The organism is Thermogutta terrifontis, assembly GCF_002277955.1.
Taxonomy (GTDB): Bacteria; Planctomycetota; Planctomycetia; order Pirellulales; family Thermoguttaceae; genus Thermogutta; species Thermogutta terrifontis.
Genome location: NZ_CP018477.1, coordinates 157,044 through 172,457, shown reverse-complemented (window position 1 = coordinate 172,457; position 15,414 = coordinate 157,044). Strand labels below are relative to the sequence as shown.

11 protein-coding genes are annotated in these 15,414 nt (G+C 58.2%); 3 read left to right on the top strand and 8 right to left on the bottom strand.

The genetic code is table 11. The features are described 5' to 3' along the window. Positions 1–14: 14 nt before the first annotated feature. A complete protein-coding gene (locus THTE_RS00630; protein ID WP_095413608.1) occupies positions 15–944 on the bottom strand; it encodes a glycosyltransferase family 2 protein in 930 nt (309 codons plus the stop codon). A gap of 307 nt (positions 945–1,251) precedes the next feature. Next, positions 1,252–2,403 carry an SDR family oxidoreductase gene (locus tag THTE_RS00625; RefSeq protein WP_095413607.1) on the bottom strand — a complete coding sequence of 384 codons (1,152 nt, stop codon included), beginning with the start codon at positions 2,401–2,403 and terminating at the stop codon, positions 1,252–1,254. Between the two features lie 289 nt (positions 2,404–2,692). Between THTE_RS00625 and galK the strand changes: the two genes are divergently transcribed. Then, positions 2,693–3,844 (top strand): galactokinase, encoded by a 1,152-nt coding sequence (gene galK / locus THTE_RS00615; RefSeq protein ID WP_207651745.1) that lies wholly within the window; start codon positions 2,693–2,695, stop codon positions 3,842–3,844. A gap of 857 nt (positions 3,845–4,701) precedes the next feature. Beyond that, positions 4,702–6,816 carry an esterase/lipase family protein gene (locus tag THTE_RS00610; RefSeq protein ID WP_157731564.1) on the top strand — a complete coding sequence of 705 codons (2,115 nt, stop codon included), beginning with the start codon at positions 4,702–4,704 and terminating at the stop codon, positions 6,814–6,816. On the opposite strand, the gene THTE_RS00605 is transcribed toward THTE_RS00610, so the two are convergent. The 3 genes from THTE_RS00605 to THTE_RS00595 form a co-directional block, all read right to left on the bottom strand. Next, the gene (locus tag THTE_RS00605; RefSeq protein ID WP_095413603.1) at positions 6,795–7,451 is read right to left on the bottom strand and encodes a LutC/YkgG family protein; all 657 of its coding nucleotides are present in this window, start codon (positions 7,449–7,451) and stop codon (positions 6,795–6,797) included. The two genes, THTE_RS00610 and THTE_RS00605, sit on opposite strands and share 22 nt — an antisense overlap. A 106-nt stretch (positions 7,452–7,557) precedes the next feature. After that, on the bottom strand, positions 7,558–9,039 hold the full coding sequence (locus THTE_RS00600) for a lactate utilization protein B (RefSeq protein ID WP_095413602.1): 1,482 nt from the start codon (positions 9,037–9,039) through the stop codon (positions 7,558–7,560). An 83-nt stretch (positions 9,040–9,122) separates the two neighbouring features. Then, positions 9,123–9,899 (bottom strand): (Fe-S)-binding protein, encoded by a 777-nt coding sequence (locus THTE_RS00595; protein WP_095413601.1) that lies wholly within the window; start codon positions 9,897–9,899, stop codon positions 9,123–9,125. Between the two features lie 696 nt (positions 9,900–10,595). Between THTE_RS00595 and THTE_RS00590 the strand changes: the two genes are divergently transcribed. Next, complete coding sequence (locus THTE_RS00590) at positions 10,596–11,105, top strand: nitroreductase family protein (protein WP_095413600.1); 510 nt, start codon at positions 10,596–10,598, stop codon at positions 11,103–11,105. Positions 11,106–11,356: 251 nt separating this feature from the next. On the opposite strand, the gene THTE_RS00585 is transcribed toward THTE_RS00590, so the two are convergent. The 3 genes from THTE_RS00585 to THTE_RS00575 form a co-directional block, all read right to left on the bottom strand. Then, positions 11,357–12,796: a helicase-related protein gene (locus THTE_RS00585; RefSeq protein WP_168175762.1), complete on the bottom strand. Its 1,440-nt coding sequence runs from the start codon at positions 12,794–12,796 to the stop codon at positions 11,357–11,359. A gap of 5 nt (positions 12,797–12,801) precedes the next feature. Next, positions 12,802–13,890 carry a hypothetical protein gene (locus THTE_RS00580; protein ID WP_157731562.1) on the bottom strand — a complete coding sequence of 363 codons (1,089 nt, stop codon included), beginning with the start codon at positions 13,888–13,890 and terminating at the stop codon, positions 12,802–12,804. A gap of 231 nt (positions 13,891–14,121) precedes the next feature. Then, entirely contained in the window at positions 14,122–15,228 is a 1,107-nt protein-coding gene (locus tag THTE_RS00575; RefSeq protein ID WP_095413597.1) for a HEAT repeat domain-containing protein, read from the bottom strand. Positions 15,229–15,414 lie beyond the last annotated feature (186 nt).

Sequence of the window (15,414 nt, the reverse complement as noted above, 5' to 3'; positions counted from 1 at the left end):
CGGGCTTTTTGTCATCAACCCGCTTTGGCGATGTAGCTGGCCTCGGGCGGGGAACGGTCGCAGGTATTTTGCCGGATGGCTGACCGCAGTGTTCCATTGTTTTTGACAAGCCCTGTGGCGGCGCTGCCTCGCCACCCGGCGAGCCGCCCGGCGACGTGCGGCCAGAGCTGTCCTCGCGGGAGGGCGGCCAACGTCTGACCGGTCAGCAGGGCGAGATGCCGGAGAATCGTGGAACCACGACGATCACTCCACCGCCAGAAGAAACGTTCGGCGTCTCGGGCAGCCGCGTAGTCATAGCCCACAGGCTCCAGAGCAGGATCACCCCGCACCACGCAGGTTGGTTCCAGAACGCTGACAAAACCGGCACGGAAAAACTGGAGGGTGACGTCGGCAAGGACCCAGCCGTCTCCCAGCGACTCGTCCGCTCCTCCGAGCGCCAGGAGCGTGTCCCGGCGGAAGAACGCCCCGGAGAAATGCGGTAAAACCCGACTGCGATGGGCGAGGGTTGTGCCTTCGAGGGAAACCCCCCGTTGAAGGTGGACGAGCCGTCCGGCATTATCGTAGCCCATTCCGGCTGCCAGAATCCGCGACTCATCCCGAGCATCCACCGTCAGCGGGACAATGACCCCGATGCGCCGGTCGGTGGCATGCGCGAGCGCGTTTTCCGCCCAGTTCCGTGCCACGAGATTACCGCAGGGAAGAAAGTGGATCCATTCGCCACTTGCCGCGCGACAGCCCAAGTTGAGTGCCCGGGCAAGCTGCAATCCCTCCCCCGCTCGAATGAACGTGATTTCTCCTTCCAGGCCATACGGATCGGAATAGGGCTGATCCAGGACGACGATCACTTGGCAATTGTCCGGTCCGTACTCCAGGACGGAGACGAGAGTGTCTTCAAGACGTGGCAGCGTGCGGACAACGGGGATGATTACCGAAAGTCGCAACACCGGAAGGTCCTCTTCAGAAGCACACGGAGGTGGTCACCTGATGCCAGTGACTGCCCAATTTGCAGCAAGGCCAGCGCCGGATTCCTGCCGAGTTCCTCTTTTTTATGAACGCCATACCCGAGGGCCTTGTGCCGCCCTCAACGCTTGCCGCCCAGGGAACGCACTGGATTACACCGGACTGAAACGTCGAGGGATGCACGTGCGAGTGTCTGTTCATATCAGCCAGCCTGCTGCCGCTGCGGAGAGCGGGCATCGCCTCTCGCTTGTTTTGTCGGTCAACCGAACGCAGGAGTTTATTGCGATTTCGTCAATATCCGCAAGTTTTCCCCAATTGCCTTGGCAACCGGAGAACGCTCACTGACTCTATTTCCTCCAGCTTGTGCGGCTGACACAACAGTTTATCTATAGCACCCGCGTCACGCAAACTCCCCATACCCTGTAACTCAGGCCAAAACGGCTCCCTTCGCCGATGCCATTCTCGATCGGTGGGCAGCAGGCGCCGGTCGAATGGCCAGGGCAAAAAAGGAGCATAGCCCAACGTGCGGGTAAGTTTTGAACTATCCATTGTCACATTGCCTGCTCGGGGTGGAATCGGCCCCGCCATCCGCCGCGGAATTCCGAAGAGAAGGTCGGGATCGTAACCGCCCACGCGATTGATAATCTGCCCGATCTGATAGAGGCTCAGTCGTACCGGTCCACCGGCGTGAAAAATGCCGGCCATTGGTCGACGCAGAGCCTCCCAGCACACGCGGCTCAGGCAGTCCACATAGGTCGGAGTGCGAATCTCGTCCCAATAGAGCGTCGCCGGTCGGCCCGCCGCAAACCGCGATTCGATCCAGTCGATGGCCCCTGCATGGCCATTGGGACTCCGTCCCATGGGAAGCGAAATCCGCAGAATGCAGGCCGTGGGATCGGTGTCCAGAAGAATCTGTTCGGCCACAGCCATCGTTTTGCCGTACACGGTCACAGGATCCGGCGGATCCTCCTCGACATAGCCACCTTCTTTTTTCCCTGAGAAAACGAGGTCCACCGATAATCGCACAATTCGCGGTCGGTGGTGTCCCGCCGCACGCAAGATGTTTTTCAACCCCTCCACGTTGATCATCCAGGCAATTTTGGGTTCAAGCTCGCACGGTTTGAGGGCGCAATTGCCCACCGCATCGAGCACCGCCGCGAATTCGTATTGGCGGAAGAGGGTTTCCAGGCACGCGCGATCCTCGATATTGCCACAAAGGACGTTCGCACCCCTGACGTGCGGATTGCGGGCGGGAATCAGCCCAAACACCCGGCCGGGATAGCGAGCGGACAACCATCGGAAAGCATGGTAGCCCGCCACCCCTGCCAGCCCCGTCACAAGAATGGGCAGCGGCACGTCGGCACTGGGCGTCGATCCCAATTCGGCTGAAGGATTCGTCTCGGAGCAAGTGGTTGTTCGATAAAGGCCTGTTTCAAGGTCCATTTTTACGTTTTCGGACGGTCATCAAACTGAAGTTTCACCCCCCGAGTTACGCAACCGCCGGTTACATTTCGAAAAAGGGAAACCGCCACCTGGTGGTCTATCTTGACGATCGTACCTTGACGGGGCACCATACCACAATTGTGCCGTTTTTGAGAGAGGGCACTGAACCCCACGGCGGCCGTGTTCGGGCGTAAAAATCGGGATCCGAGCGAGACCGTTGACGTCTCTCTGAGAGGGATTGGTGGTCCGTCCCATTGTTGGTTTTTTGTCGTCTCCGCGAGCTATGAGGGTGACTTTCCAGAGCCTTGTCAAATTCTTCCAAGAAAAGTGGCAGGGGGCACCCGATCTGTGTGTGCGGGCCCCCGGTCGCGTCAATCTCATCGGCGAGCACACGGATTACAACGACGGCTTTGTACTGCCCATGGCCATCGACCGGGCAATATGGATTGCCCTTCGGCGGCGTCCCGATCGATGGGTCAAGGTGCATTTTGCGGATACGCAGCGATACGGAGAATTCCACCTGGACGCCATCCGCCATTCCGACTCGGGTTCTCTGGAGTATGTGAAAGGCGTGGCCTGGGCCCTCCAGGAAGAAGGATTTTTCCTGCGTGGGTGGGAAGGCGTCATCATGGGTGACGTACCGATCGGGGCAGGCCTGTCTTCGTCGGCGGCCCTCGAAGTGGCCTGCGCCAGGGCATTTTCTTCCACTGCCGAAATTCCCTGGGATCCGGTCAAAATGGCCCTTCTCTCCCAGAAGGCGGAGAACCAGTGGGTGGGGGTCCAGTGTGGCATCATGGATCAGCTTATTTCCGCCTGCGGCCAGGAAGGACACGCCCTTCTCATCGACTGTCGGTCGTTGGAATTGACCCATGTACCCATCCCCGACACCGCACGGATTGTGATTCTTGACACCGGAACCCGTCGCGGATTGGCCGACTCCGCCTACAACGAGCGCCGTGCTGCGTGTGAGCGGACGGCCCAACAGTTCGGGGTGAAAGCCCTGCGCGACATTACCATGGAAGAATTCGAGCGGCGGGCGAACGAATTGGACGAAATCACGCGGCGACGGGTGCGCCACGTGATCACTGAGAACGACCGCACGCTGAGGGCGGCCCGGGCCCTCCAGGCAGGCGACCTTCGGCAGTTCGGACGCCTGATGGTGGAAAGCCACAAAAGCCTACGGGACGACTACGAGGTTTCCAGCCCGGCGCTCAACGCGATGGTGGAGATCGCCCTTCAGCAACCCGGTTGTTTGGGGGCCCGGATGACGGGGGCCGGGTTTGGCGGTTGCGCCGTGGCACTGGTGGAAAACGCGGTGGCGGAGAGTTTCTCCCAAACCGTGGCTCAGTTGTATCGTCAGAAGACCGGCAACGAACCCAGCGTGTACATCTGCCGCGCCAGCGCCGGTGCGTGTCTCGTGGAAGCCTGCTGCACCGCGTAAATAGACACGGATCTCAAGCGCTGGAAGCCGTTCTCTTCGCCGTCGTTCATAAACTTGCGCGGGGCGGGAGACGATGGGATCTCGGAAACCGGTAGGGGCAATTCATGAATTGTCCCTACCGTTTAAACCAGCGGAATGTGTAGCGGACCTGACAAGCAGGTCCCTCCGGGACTTTTTCGGAGGGGCACGCTTGTCGTGCCCGGCGAGGAGGAATGGATCATCGATCGCTGTTCATCGGACCTGACAAGCAGGTCCCTCCGGGACTTTTTCGGAGGGGCACGCTTGTCGTGCCCGGCGAGAAGGAATGGATCGACGATCGCTGTTCATCGGACCTGACAAGCAGGTCCCTCCAGAACGGGTCCCTTCGGAAGCGCCCGTAATCTGGGATACGGGCAATTCATGAATCGCCCCTACCAGTGCCGCGGCTGGGGTGGAATCCACGTTTATTGGAGGGCCCGGTGCCACCCGGGCCGACGGCCACCGCGGAAGGCGGCGCTCCATTGCGCGGATTGGAGGGTCGGGTTCCACCCCGAGCGGTTACTCCGGTTTCGTTCTGGGCCAACGGGAAGGTTGTGAAGGTTAAAGCCTTTACCAAAAATCGGCGATCAATCGCCGCACTCCATGGAGTGCGGGGCTTTAGCCCCGCTTTCGGCGCGGGACTTCAGTCCCCCGTGAAAGGGCATTGATGAGCTTTGCCCTTTGCCCTTTGCCCTTTGCCCCTGCCCTTTGCCCTTTGCCCTTGCCGAAAGCCGAATCGCCATTGACGGGCGGGACGAGGGGGAGTATATCCGGCGCGATTGGATGGGTACCCCGGCCGAAAGGGAATCCCCCCGTCGCCTATGGATGGCCCCGTGCTGATGCAACGGCGTGGCGCGCGAGTGCTGCTGGCAGTGCTCCTGGTCGCTGTGTGTGCGACCTCGCTAGGCTGCGCGCTGCGGCGTTTCGAACGACGAGGCCTTCTCCCCAGACACGGCCTGATGGCCCGACCGGGGTGGTTTCGGCCGCAGCCTGTCCCGCTGGGAGAGCGGACCCGCCAGTTTCTCCGGCAACATGATCTGGAAAACTCGCTTGACGATCCTCCGCGAATGTTGCTCGAGAAAGTTCAGGCGGTGGTGGATCGTGAGCCTTCCCTGGAGGGATTGTACGCCTATGCCGAGGTGAGTTTCGCTCTGGCGCGTCGGTTGGAGCGGACGGAGCCGCGGTTGGCGCTCGATCTGTACGGGGGCACCGTGTTGCGGGCTTACCAGTACCTTTTCGACCCCCGTTTTGATTCCACCCGGAATGCATACGACCCCCATTTTCGTGGCGCCTGCGATCTGTACAACGCGGCCCTCGAATCTGCCCTGCGGATTGTCTGCAAGGGGGAGCAGCTTCGGCCGGGGACGGAGTTTCAGGTCCGCACCGCCGATGCGGTGTGGAGGCTCAAGTGCATCATCTGTGACGAGAGGTGGCGGCCGGAGGATTTCGGCCGTTTCGAGTTCGTGTCGGATTATCGGATCATCGGCCTGCGGAACCATCACGTCAGTTTCGGGCTGGGAGTGCCACTCATCGCGGTGCGAAAAAGTTATCCCGGAGAGCCACCTGCCGCTCGGTATTATCCGCCTGACTTGAGTTTCCCGGTCACCGTCTTTCTGCGACCGGAGTTTCCCAATTTTGATGCGTCGCCCAAATCCTCCCGAGAAGAGCGCCATTATGAGGCCCAACTTGAGTTGTATGATCCGGTGGCCACCAGTGATGTCAACGTGAACGGAAAACAAGTCCCGTTACAGGCTGATCTGACAACGCCTCTGGCGGCGTTTCTCTCCAATCCTGCCTTTGGACCCTCGCTGGCGACCGTGGGGCTGCTTCGACCGGAAACCCTCCTCACGCTGCAACCGGGGCGGGACAAGCCGCTCACGGGACTGTACATGGTCCAGCCCTATGAACCGCAGAAGATTCCGGTGGTTTTTATTCACGGCTGGTGGTCCAGTCCCATGACCTGGATGCAGATGTTCAATGATCTCCGCAGTATTCCGGAAATCCGCCACAACTACCAGTTCTGGTTTTATTTATATCCCACCGGTCAACCGTTCTGGATTTCCGCCGCCCAGTTCCGACGTGAACTTCGCGAATTGCGGCAGACGATCGATCCCCAGCACGTGCAGCCGGCACTCGATCAGATGATCCTGGTGGGCCACAGCATGGGCGGGCTGATCGCCGAAATGCAGGTGATGGAAAGCGGTGACGAGTTCTGGCGGCTGGTCAGCGATCATCCGTTTTCTGAAGTCCGCGCTGATCCGGAGACGCTGGCGGAACTGCGGGAAATATTCTTCTTCCATCCCAATCCTTCCGTCCGCCGCATCATAACACTGGCCACTCCCCACTGGGGATCGCATTTTTCTAATGGGATGACACAGCGACTTGCCGCCCAGCTGATCCGGGTTCCGCAGCAGTTGCTGCAAACGCAGGAACGATTTTTCCGAGAGAACGCGGAACTGCTCATCCCCGACAACCTTCTCAAAATTACCGACAGCGTGGACGCACTCGCTCCTGAGTGTCCCATTTTTCCGGTGCTCAACAATGCGCCCCGGGCGTCCTGGGTTCTTCATCACAATATCGTGGGGGTCTCTCTGGATGGCGGGCTATGGGGCCGTGTGACGGGCACCACGGATGGTGTTCTTTCCTGGGAAAGTGCCCATTCGGACCGCGCGAATTCCGAGCTGGCCGTTCCCGCGGAGCATACAACAATCCACACTCACCCGCTTGCCATTCTCGAGGTGAAACGCATTCTCCTGGAGCATCTCGACGAGGTGCGTCAGGAGGAGCGTCTCATGCAAACCCGAGAGGCACGAGAGGACCTGCTACCAACACCGGCCCCGATCCGACTGCCCCCCGTGGATCCACCGGCTCCGCCGCCGGAACCATCTCGGCGGTTTCCTGTCTTGCGGCTTTCTGAAGAGCCAGGGATCGGTTATTCAGCACCGATAAGATAGACAACCAGTCTCTTGGGGCCGTGAACCCCGAGAATGAGAATCTTTTCGATATCCGCGGTGCGGCTGGGCCCCGTGATGATCACGCATTCCCCGCGGCATTCGGGTTGACGGGCCACCCCCGTGATCCGGTCCCAGGCGGCCGGTAGGTGCTCGCAGAGTCGATCCACGGTGGCTACGATGACACACGCGGGGGGAAGATAGCAGGCCAGTCGCTCACCGGGATTGCGACAAACAACCACGGCCGATCCGGTGTCGGCGAGAAGACACTCGGCTTCCAGGATACTAACGGGAATGGTTTCCAGATCGCGCGGCACGGGAGTGTCTGGGATGCCGATGGTTTGAAGTCCCGTAGCACTGTTGGCGAGCTGCCATGCCAGGGGCCGATCCATCACCAGCGCCTCGCGCCAGCCTGACTTTTCCACGAGCGTCTGAAAATCTTCCTGCAAGCCCGGCCAATCGCAGTGAAGCAGCGGCTCGCCGTGGACGGCACGTAATTCCTCGGAGAAACGGCGTGCGAGGTCCGCCGGAGTGATCTGGCTCCGGGGCCAGACCTCGGGAACGGGTGGCGGATTTTCCTCCGCGACTGTTCCAAGGTTCTTTCGGATGCGATCCAGGATCACTTCTCGTGCGCCCATGGTGCTTGTGTCCTTGCGGATGATTGTTTGTGATTCGGCCTGTCAAAGCTGCCCAACAGGAAAAAGCGTTTCTCGACACCGTGGTTTGGAGAATCCTTCGACCCCGTCATGAGTTTGTTGCAGCGCTTTGGTGCCTTGAAGCAGACCTCGTCGCACTGGCCGCTGTCTGATGATAACGCTCCTTTTGTCGTCGCCACCAGGCACGGAAACTGCGGGGCGGAACGGCGGGTAAGTCCCGGCCCCGAGTCCACGCACCCAAAGGACCCGGGTGGAACGGCAGAAATCGCGCCAGGCGCACCCCCAGCCGGACGCCGCCCATCGCCAGCCGGTACAGTAATGGGTGAGACATGGCCCAGGCCCAGGCCCGCCAAATCAGTCGCTCAAACGGCGATCGGACGGGCGATCGCGTGTTCACCGCCCGATGGCGCAGATGAACCAACTGATGGGGGATATCGATTTTCACGGGACAGACTTCTCCGCACGCCCCACACAGGGACGAGGCAAAGGGCAGTTTTCCGGCCTCCTCAAATCCCACAAGGTGCGGCGTGAGGATGGACCCAATCGGACCGGGATACACCCAACCGTAGGCCCAACCACCAACGCGACGGTAAACCGGGCAGGTATTCAGGCAGGCCCCGCAACGGATGCAAAAGAGGCTGCTGCGGGCGGCAGGGTCCGCCAGCACATTGGAGCGGCCGTTGTCGATGATGATGACATACATCTTCCGGCCGGGTGATGGGCCGAGCAACACGTGCGTGTAGGTTGTCAGTTTCTGCCCGGTGCCACTCCGCGCAAGCAAATTGAGAAATAGCGGCAGATAGTCGATGCTGGGGATGACCTTTTCAATGCCCATCAGTACGACATGCACGGGTGGGGCCGCCATCGACAGCCCGGCGTTCCCCTCGTTCTCAATGACGCAGATCGCACCGACATCGGCCAGGGCAAAATTGCACCCGGAAATCCCCATGTCCGCGCGGAGATACTCCTGCCGAAGATGCCGCCGGGCAATATCGGTGAGTTTTTCATGTTCGGTGGTGAAGGGTTCGCCAAGCTTTTCGGCAAAGAGTCGCCCCACATCGGCAGCGGAAAGGTGAAGGGCGGGCGTCACAATATGGGTCGGCCGCTGACCCGCCAGTTGCACAAGGAACTCGCCCAGGTCTGTTTCCAGGGCCTTGACGCCCACCGAGGCCAGCACATGATTGACCTCCATTTCCTCGCTGACCATGGACTTTGACTTCACCACGGTCTTCACATTGTGCTCGCGCACAATGTTCAGAAGATGGCGGTTGGCTTCTTCGGCATCGCGGGCCCAGAGAACCGTCACACCTCTGGCCGTGATGTTGCGCTCAAATTCCTGGAGAAGTTCCGGGAGATGATGGATCGCGTACCGTTTGACCTGGTGCGCGGCCTCACGCCAGGATTCCCAGTACGGAATGGCCAGGGCGACCTGCCGGTTGTGTTTGCTGGAGCGTTCTGCCGATTCCCCGAGGGCTTTGGATCCTCGCGGCTCGGCCAAGCCCTTGTTCTCGGCCTTCCAGAAGGCGGCCCCGCGAAGTGACACCACATGGTGCTGATTGGCAACCGTCATCCGTCCGGAACTCCGGGATGGAGAAAGCTTTCAAAAATCACCAATTTTTACAGTGAACCCTTCAAGTTCATTGTAGCCCCGTGTCACTCCCGGCTGTTCAAAATCTCAGCAATGTGAAGGACGCGGATATGCCGCATTTCTGGTTTGCGTCGCATGATACCGCCCACGTGCATCAGACAACTGATGTCCACGGAAGTAACAACATCCGCGCGGGAACGCAAAATGTTGGCGGCCTTTGATTCGCCCATGGCGATGGATGTGCCGGGCATCTTCACACTGAATGTCCCGCCAAACCCGCAGCACTCCTCGATGTTGGGGAGTTCACAGTAAATCAGATCCTTCACATTTTTAAGAAGCGTGATCGGCTGCTCGAGGATTCCCAGTTCCCGCCGTCCATGACAGCCGCTGTGAAGCGTCACCTTGTGAGGAAACCGGGCTCCCAAGTCTGTCACTCCCAGCACGTTGACCAGAAACTCGGTGAACTCAAATACTCGCCGGCCGACCTCTCCGACTTGCGGATTTTCAGGGTCTGCCTGCTCGAAGAACACCCGACACATGGCTGTGCAGGAGCCCGACGGACAGACAATGTACCGATAGGGCGCAAACACCCGGCAAAAGTGCCGGATGACGCGGCGAGCTTCTTCCCAGTAGCCGGAGTTAAAGGCCGGTTGGCCGCAGCACGTCTGCTCTTCCGGATAGACAAGCGGGATGCCCAGGCGATGGAGGATTTCCACCACTGCCTGCGCAATCTGGGGATAGAACTGGTCAATGTAACAGGGAATGAACAGGGCGACCTTTTCCCCGGCTTCGTAACGGGGATAGTCCCATTGTGGCAAACCGTTGTCCCCGATGCGAATCATGAATGCCTTGAGTCCTTCTCTTGGGATGCTGTGCGTGGTCGAGGGAAAACCCGGCCAAACTTATCCCCGCGATGCTGATACATCCCCACTTTTCCCCTGGCGATGGAGACCCGGATGTCCACACCGGTTGGCGCGGCAGCGAAATTCAACCCCGCGGGACCCGCTTGTCAGGTCCACTTTCCCAGCTTGGATCATCCATTTCGCCCACCGGGCTCCAACTGCTCGGTTCAGTTGGCGATTAAACCGTAGGGGCAATTCATGAATTGCCCGTACCAACAGATTGCATCCGTGGGCATCTCATCCGTTTCTGCAAAAGTCGGGATGGATCACCCCGCGATGGGATTGACGAAAATTGCCGTCCATTGACTGCCGAAGTTAAGGTAGAGTCATTGTAGCAAGCAGGGCCGATCTTCGATACCTGAGCCGTTGCGTTGCCCGAAGCAACTTGGTTCAAGCAGGCCGCGTTAACCCGGACTATTCGTCGCTCGCGATTCAGCGTGCGCTCCCTATGTGCTAGACTATTTTTCTACGTCGATGCCCGCACGATGGATCAACGGGCAGCGCAGCCCGGTTTTTCGTGGCGGAGTGTTCCGGGTTCAAAGGCGAGGAGGGCGTGGTGGGGAGGCGGGCGCTGCCGGGGATTGGTCCCGGAGTCCTCGCCTGGTGGAAATGGCAAAATGTTCGGGAGGTTGACACGTGGACGTTTTGACGGCCATCTTCACGCGGCGGAGCATCCGCTCCTTTGAAGAGCGTCCCGTACCGGAGGACATTCAGGAGCAGCTGTTGCGAGCAGCGATGGCTGCCCCGAGCGCCAGAAACGCTCAGCCCTGGCAGTTCGTGGTCATTGATCACCGCGCTACACTGATGGAAATTGCCGCACGTTTTCCCAATGCCGAGCCTGCACGCACCGCTCCCCTGGGCATTCTGGTGTGCGGCGACCTGAGTCTGGAGCTTTCCAAGGGATACTGGGTCATTGACTGTGCGGCTGCCGCCCAGAACATCCTGCTGGCGGCCCACGGACTCGGGCTGGGAGCTGTGTGGACGGGAGTCTATCCCCGCGAGAACCGTGTGGAGGGGATGCGGGATATTTTCAACATCCCGGACCACGTCATTCCGCACAGCCTCATACTGGTGGGGTATCCCGCGGAGAAACCGGCCCCGGTGGACCGCTTCGACCCTACCCGCATCCACCGCAACCGGTGGTGAAATATCGTTACATACGGCCTAATGTCTCGTTACATTAGCAATTTCGCTCAAACCGAGTGGTGTTAGACGATATACTATTTTGCGCGGCCAGTAGCGGGAGGAATGGCTACAGAGCCTAAAAATTAATGGATAGGTTGTAAAACTACTTGGCAACCTATGAGAAACGGTGCCGTTGTGTCGTAGTGCGAACAGTGAGATTTGCCTTATGCAGCTGTGGTAAGCCTGGTTCTGGCGTTCTCCCCTGTATCCTCCTATGCTTCCACAATTCGAGCGGATGAACAATTATCAAAGCTCAGGTCGGAAAGGATGTGCCTCAGTTCGTTATTAACCTGATTCTTGCGCTCGGCGATTCGCCGTACCGCCTGATCCACAGTGCCGGTGGCCAATTTGTCGGACACGGCAATGTAGTGATAAACGGTCACCTTGGAAACGGAGCTTTTTGCTCGCGTCGCTCGTGCTACGAGTTGTCGTGTTACCTCTGGATTAAAATGCGGGTCGGCGATAAAAATGTGAGTCGTATTGTTTAGATTGAGGCCTTCGAATCCGACGGGGGATAATATGAGGACTCGCTTAAGGCCCTCGGAGAAGGACCTGATCTGCCGCGACTTCTGGCGATGAGAAATCTGCCCAGTATAAGTTAGATGTGGCACACTAAGGGTGCGTAAGCACTCGGCTATGACGCGGACGCCACGGTCCAGAAAATTTGAGAAGACAAGAATTCGCGCGGAGGGATCCTTTGCTGCATTTGCCACGTCATTGCATAGTTGGCGTGTTTTGGAAGAAGGGTTTCCCTCGAATGACAAAAGAAACTGGCGGAGTTCCGAAAGGCGTGCGAAACTGCTTGCGGTCTCGGAGTCGTCGAGGTCATCCGTCAAAAACTGGCGCAGAGCCTTTTTCCTAATTTGCCCTGCAAGACGCCGATATTGGTCGAGTTCCGTGGCTTCCAGTTGCACACTCACCACCTCTTCATCGACCGAAGGGATGTGACACTCCCGGACAATCTCTTCTCCATCGGCAAAGTCGATATAGGGCTGAAGCAGTTGTTTTATACCATCGGGATTTCGAATACCGACAACAGGCCCCCGATTCGGCCGTCGGTTAAAGAGCTTCCACCACAGGAATTCCCAGAACGTCAGAGGCTTCTTCCGCTTGTATTCGAGACACTCCTCCAGTCTTCGGATGATCCGGCTTCCCGTGAACAGTGACACGATTTGAAAGAATTCGTACGGTCCATTTTGAAACGGCGATCCTGTTAAGCCCACGAACCATGGGGCTTGGCGTCTCAATTTTGCGAGAAGTTGGTAGTTCCAGGTGCTGGGGTTCTTAGCACGGTGCACCTCATCGACGATAACAAAGTCCCATTGACGGGATAAAAAAATCTCGCTTGATAGTCGCAGACGGTTATAGCTAGCCAGATGGAGGCCGGGTTGAAATGAAGCGGGCGTATCCGAGACGCGACAAATGGTGAGGGTCAACCCCCAATCTCTTGCTTCATCTTTAACTTGAGAAAGCAAGTGGGCCGGCCCCACCCAAAGCCCATAGCGTGCCTGGTGGCTGAGCAATTGATCGGCGACGCACAGTCCGATCAGTGTTTTACCACTGCCAAATGGCCGTACGATTAATAGCCGACGCTGCGATACCGCGCGCTCGATGGCACGCTTTTGATGAGCAAACAGCGAGGCTATTCCCATCTGGATCATGCCAGAAGCCCGGCTTCATGAAAAGCCTGAGCTTTGAGGAAATGAAGCGCCATCACGAAAGAAAGCGTTTTCTTGGGATTCGCTTGAAGTAACAGCGCTGTTCCCACGGCGGCCAATATGCCGGCGATAGCCCAGCCAATTGGTCCGGACAAGATGCAGACAAGCGACGAGGCAGTTGTATAGACAACAAACGGGAGTGTTACCCCAAAGAAACCTGCGACCGTGCAGATCACGACGGACATTGTGGTGTAAAAAGAGAAGCCGGCGAGTGTAACAGCAGCGCCCAGCGCCATAAGCGCACCAGCACCGCCAAGCGATACAAGCGCAACCTTGTTCGGAATGGCTCGGCCGGTCGCCGTTTCGATGTTATCGAGAACTTTCTGCCGCTGTTCAGGGGTCAGTTTGTCCCAAACTTCAACGAAAAATTTTTCCAATATTGTGCGCTCAACCTCGAAGGTGCTCTTTCGTCGCAGGGCTGAGTCGGATATATCCAAGGATTTGGCGAGCCAGACAACCCTACTGTCATAATCGATTGAATAGGTGAACGGATACGCAAAAGAATTAGTTGAAACCCATATAAACTGTCGACGAAGTCTGTCTGCGCTAACCAGGTCCACGTCAATTCGCCCGGCCTGGAGCGCCCGCTCTACGATGGGTGGGGGAACCTCGTTATACGTTTTCGGCCGCTCGTCGTCGCGATAATCCCGATAGGGCTTAAGCCCAAAGCTCCCGTAATCACGAAGGTCGATGGCGGGCAGTATTTGAAAACTCTGCGCAAGACTTATGCGCTCAAATTGGTCCATCTTTTCAAGCATTGTACGGAAAGTGGCGTCATCGGAGTCGATCGAATCCGGCGAAGTGTACTGGAGCCATGGACGCTTTTTACCCGTTACACTACTGCTGCCGTTAGCCGAGAATAATTGCTTTAAGGCCTGAATATTTGCAGAAGAAGACACATCCGCTTTAGCGTGCGTTCCTAAAATGCCGAGCTGCACGATCGATACACCAGTCCCCAAAACGAATGCCCTTCTTGAGATTCCCGAAGTGCGGGATGAAAAATGAGTAGTTGAATTCGATGCCCTCATCGCACTTGCCTCCTTTTTCGCGCTGATCACCCACAGATAACCATGCCTCCGGTAATGGAGATCAACCTACTATCATCCAGACCAGAAGGCTACGAATAACCGAAAATCTATTATGATCGACCATAAGCTCGAGTCAACAGTCTCAACTCTGTCGCATAACCCACTTGTTCCGAGATTAATTCGTATTTGGATCGCTCATTCCTCAACAATCGGCTTCTCGTTTTAATACCCTCAGCGGACGGTGCGCTGGTTGAGTTTGACCTCCACCTGGAAAGCCAGTTGTTTGACGTCCTCTGGAACCAGGCTGTACTGGAGCTGGCTGAGAACTGGACGCAAACCATCGACCGGGGCGGTGGGGTCCATGTCCATCAAGCGATTGACGGAGCGAAGTCCCATCACGAGAAGCTGCCGCGTTCGCATACCGTTGATGGATTCCAGATTGCCCGTCGTGGCAAGCTTTTCCGTCTCTTTGGAGTGGAATAACTCTTCGAGAATGGCGATGCCTGCCGCGTCACCTGCCATGGCCAGACCGATGGCCGCATTGTAGCGGACGGCAGGGTTGGGATCACCGAGAAGCGTTTCCAGCTTATCACAGGCTTCCGGTCCTCCGTGCAGTCCCAGCGCCAGCGCGGCCGCCGAGCGGACAGGATCCACTGGGTCGTCCACCGCGACCAGAAGAGCAGGGAGGACCTCCGGATAGGTCTGAAGAACCTCCGGGCCGAGACGTTCACCCAACTGGTACAACCCTTCCGCCGCTGCTTTTCGCACAGGTGAATCCATTTCCGGCGAGCCACCGCCGCGCCACTGAACAGCTTTCACGAGAGAGGGAATGACCGAGGGAACATCCATGCAGCGGATCATCCGGCAGAGATGTGCCCGGGCAGCAATCGACATATCGGAATAGCCCGCCAACGGCTGGTCGAGTTCTTCCGTGAGGCAGTCGGCGAGGGCCTGAGCCAACACCGGATCACGTCGCAGATCATCGTAGCGTTGGTCGAAAATGAAGGGAGTGAGGTAGGCGACGGCCTGCCAGCGTGTTTGTCCCCCGAGACGGAGTTGGGCCACCACGTTGCCCACCTCCACCCGCGGGGCGAGAAGCCCCCGGACCCGCGCGAACCCCAGCGCGATGCCCGTGACGAGAACAAGCGGGAGAACCACGCGGGAAATCAGAAGCCAAACCAGAGATGGTTGCCTGTGTGGGCGAATGGTTGGGGGAGAAGTGGTCTTGTCAGTTGGTTTGCCTGTTTCCGATGCAAGAGAAGCGTCCTCGGCTTTTCCCCGCTGCAGCCCCGTTGGTTCGCCCACTCCCGTTGCGACGGGTGGATTGTCGCGTACCATGGTAAATCCTCCACCTCCGAAGTGGCGGCCACGAGAATCTGCCGCCCAGGACAAGGGTGTGACCGAGAGCCGACTGCACCGCAAGGGGCGATCGTTCTCGGCCGTCAATCGACTGGAGATATTTTATGCAGAAAACTTGCGCGTATGTCAAGTGTTTTAATTGGATATTGGATTCGGTAGGAGTCA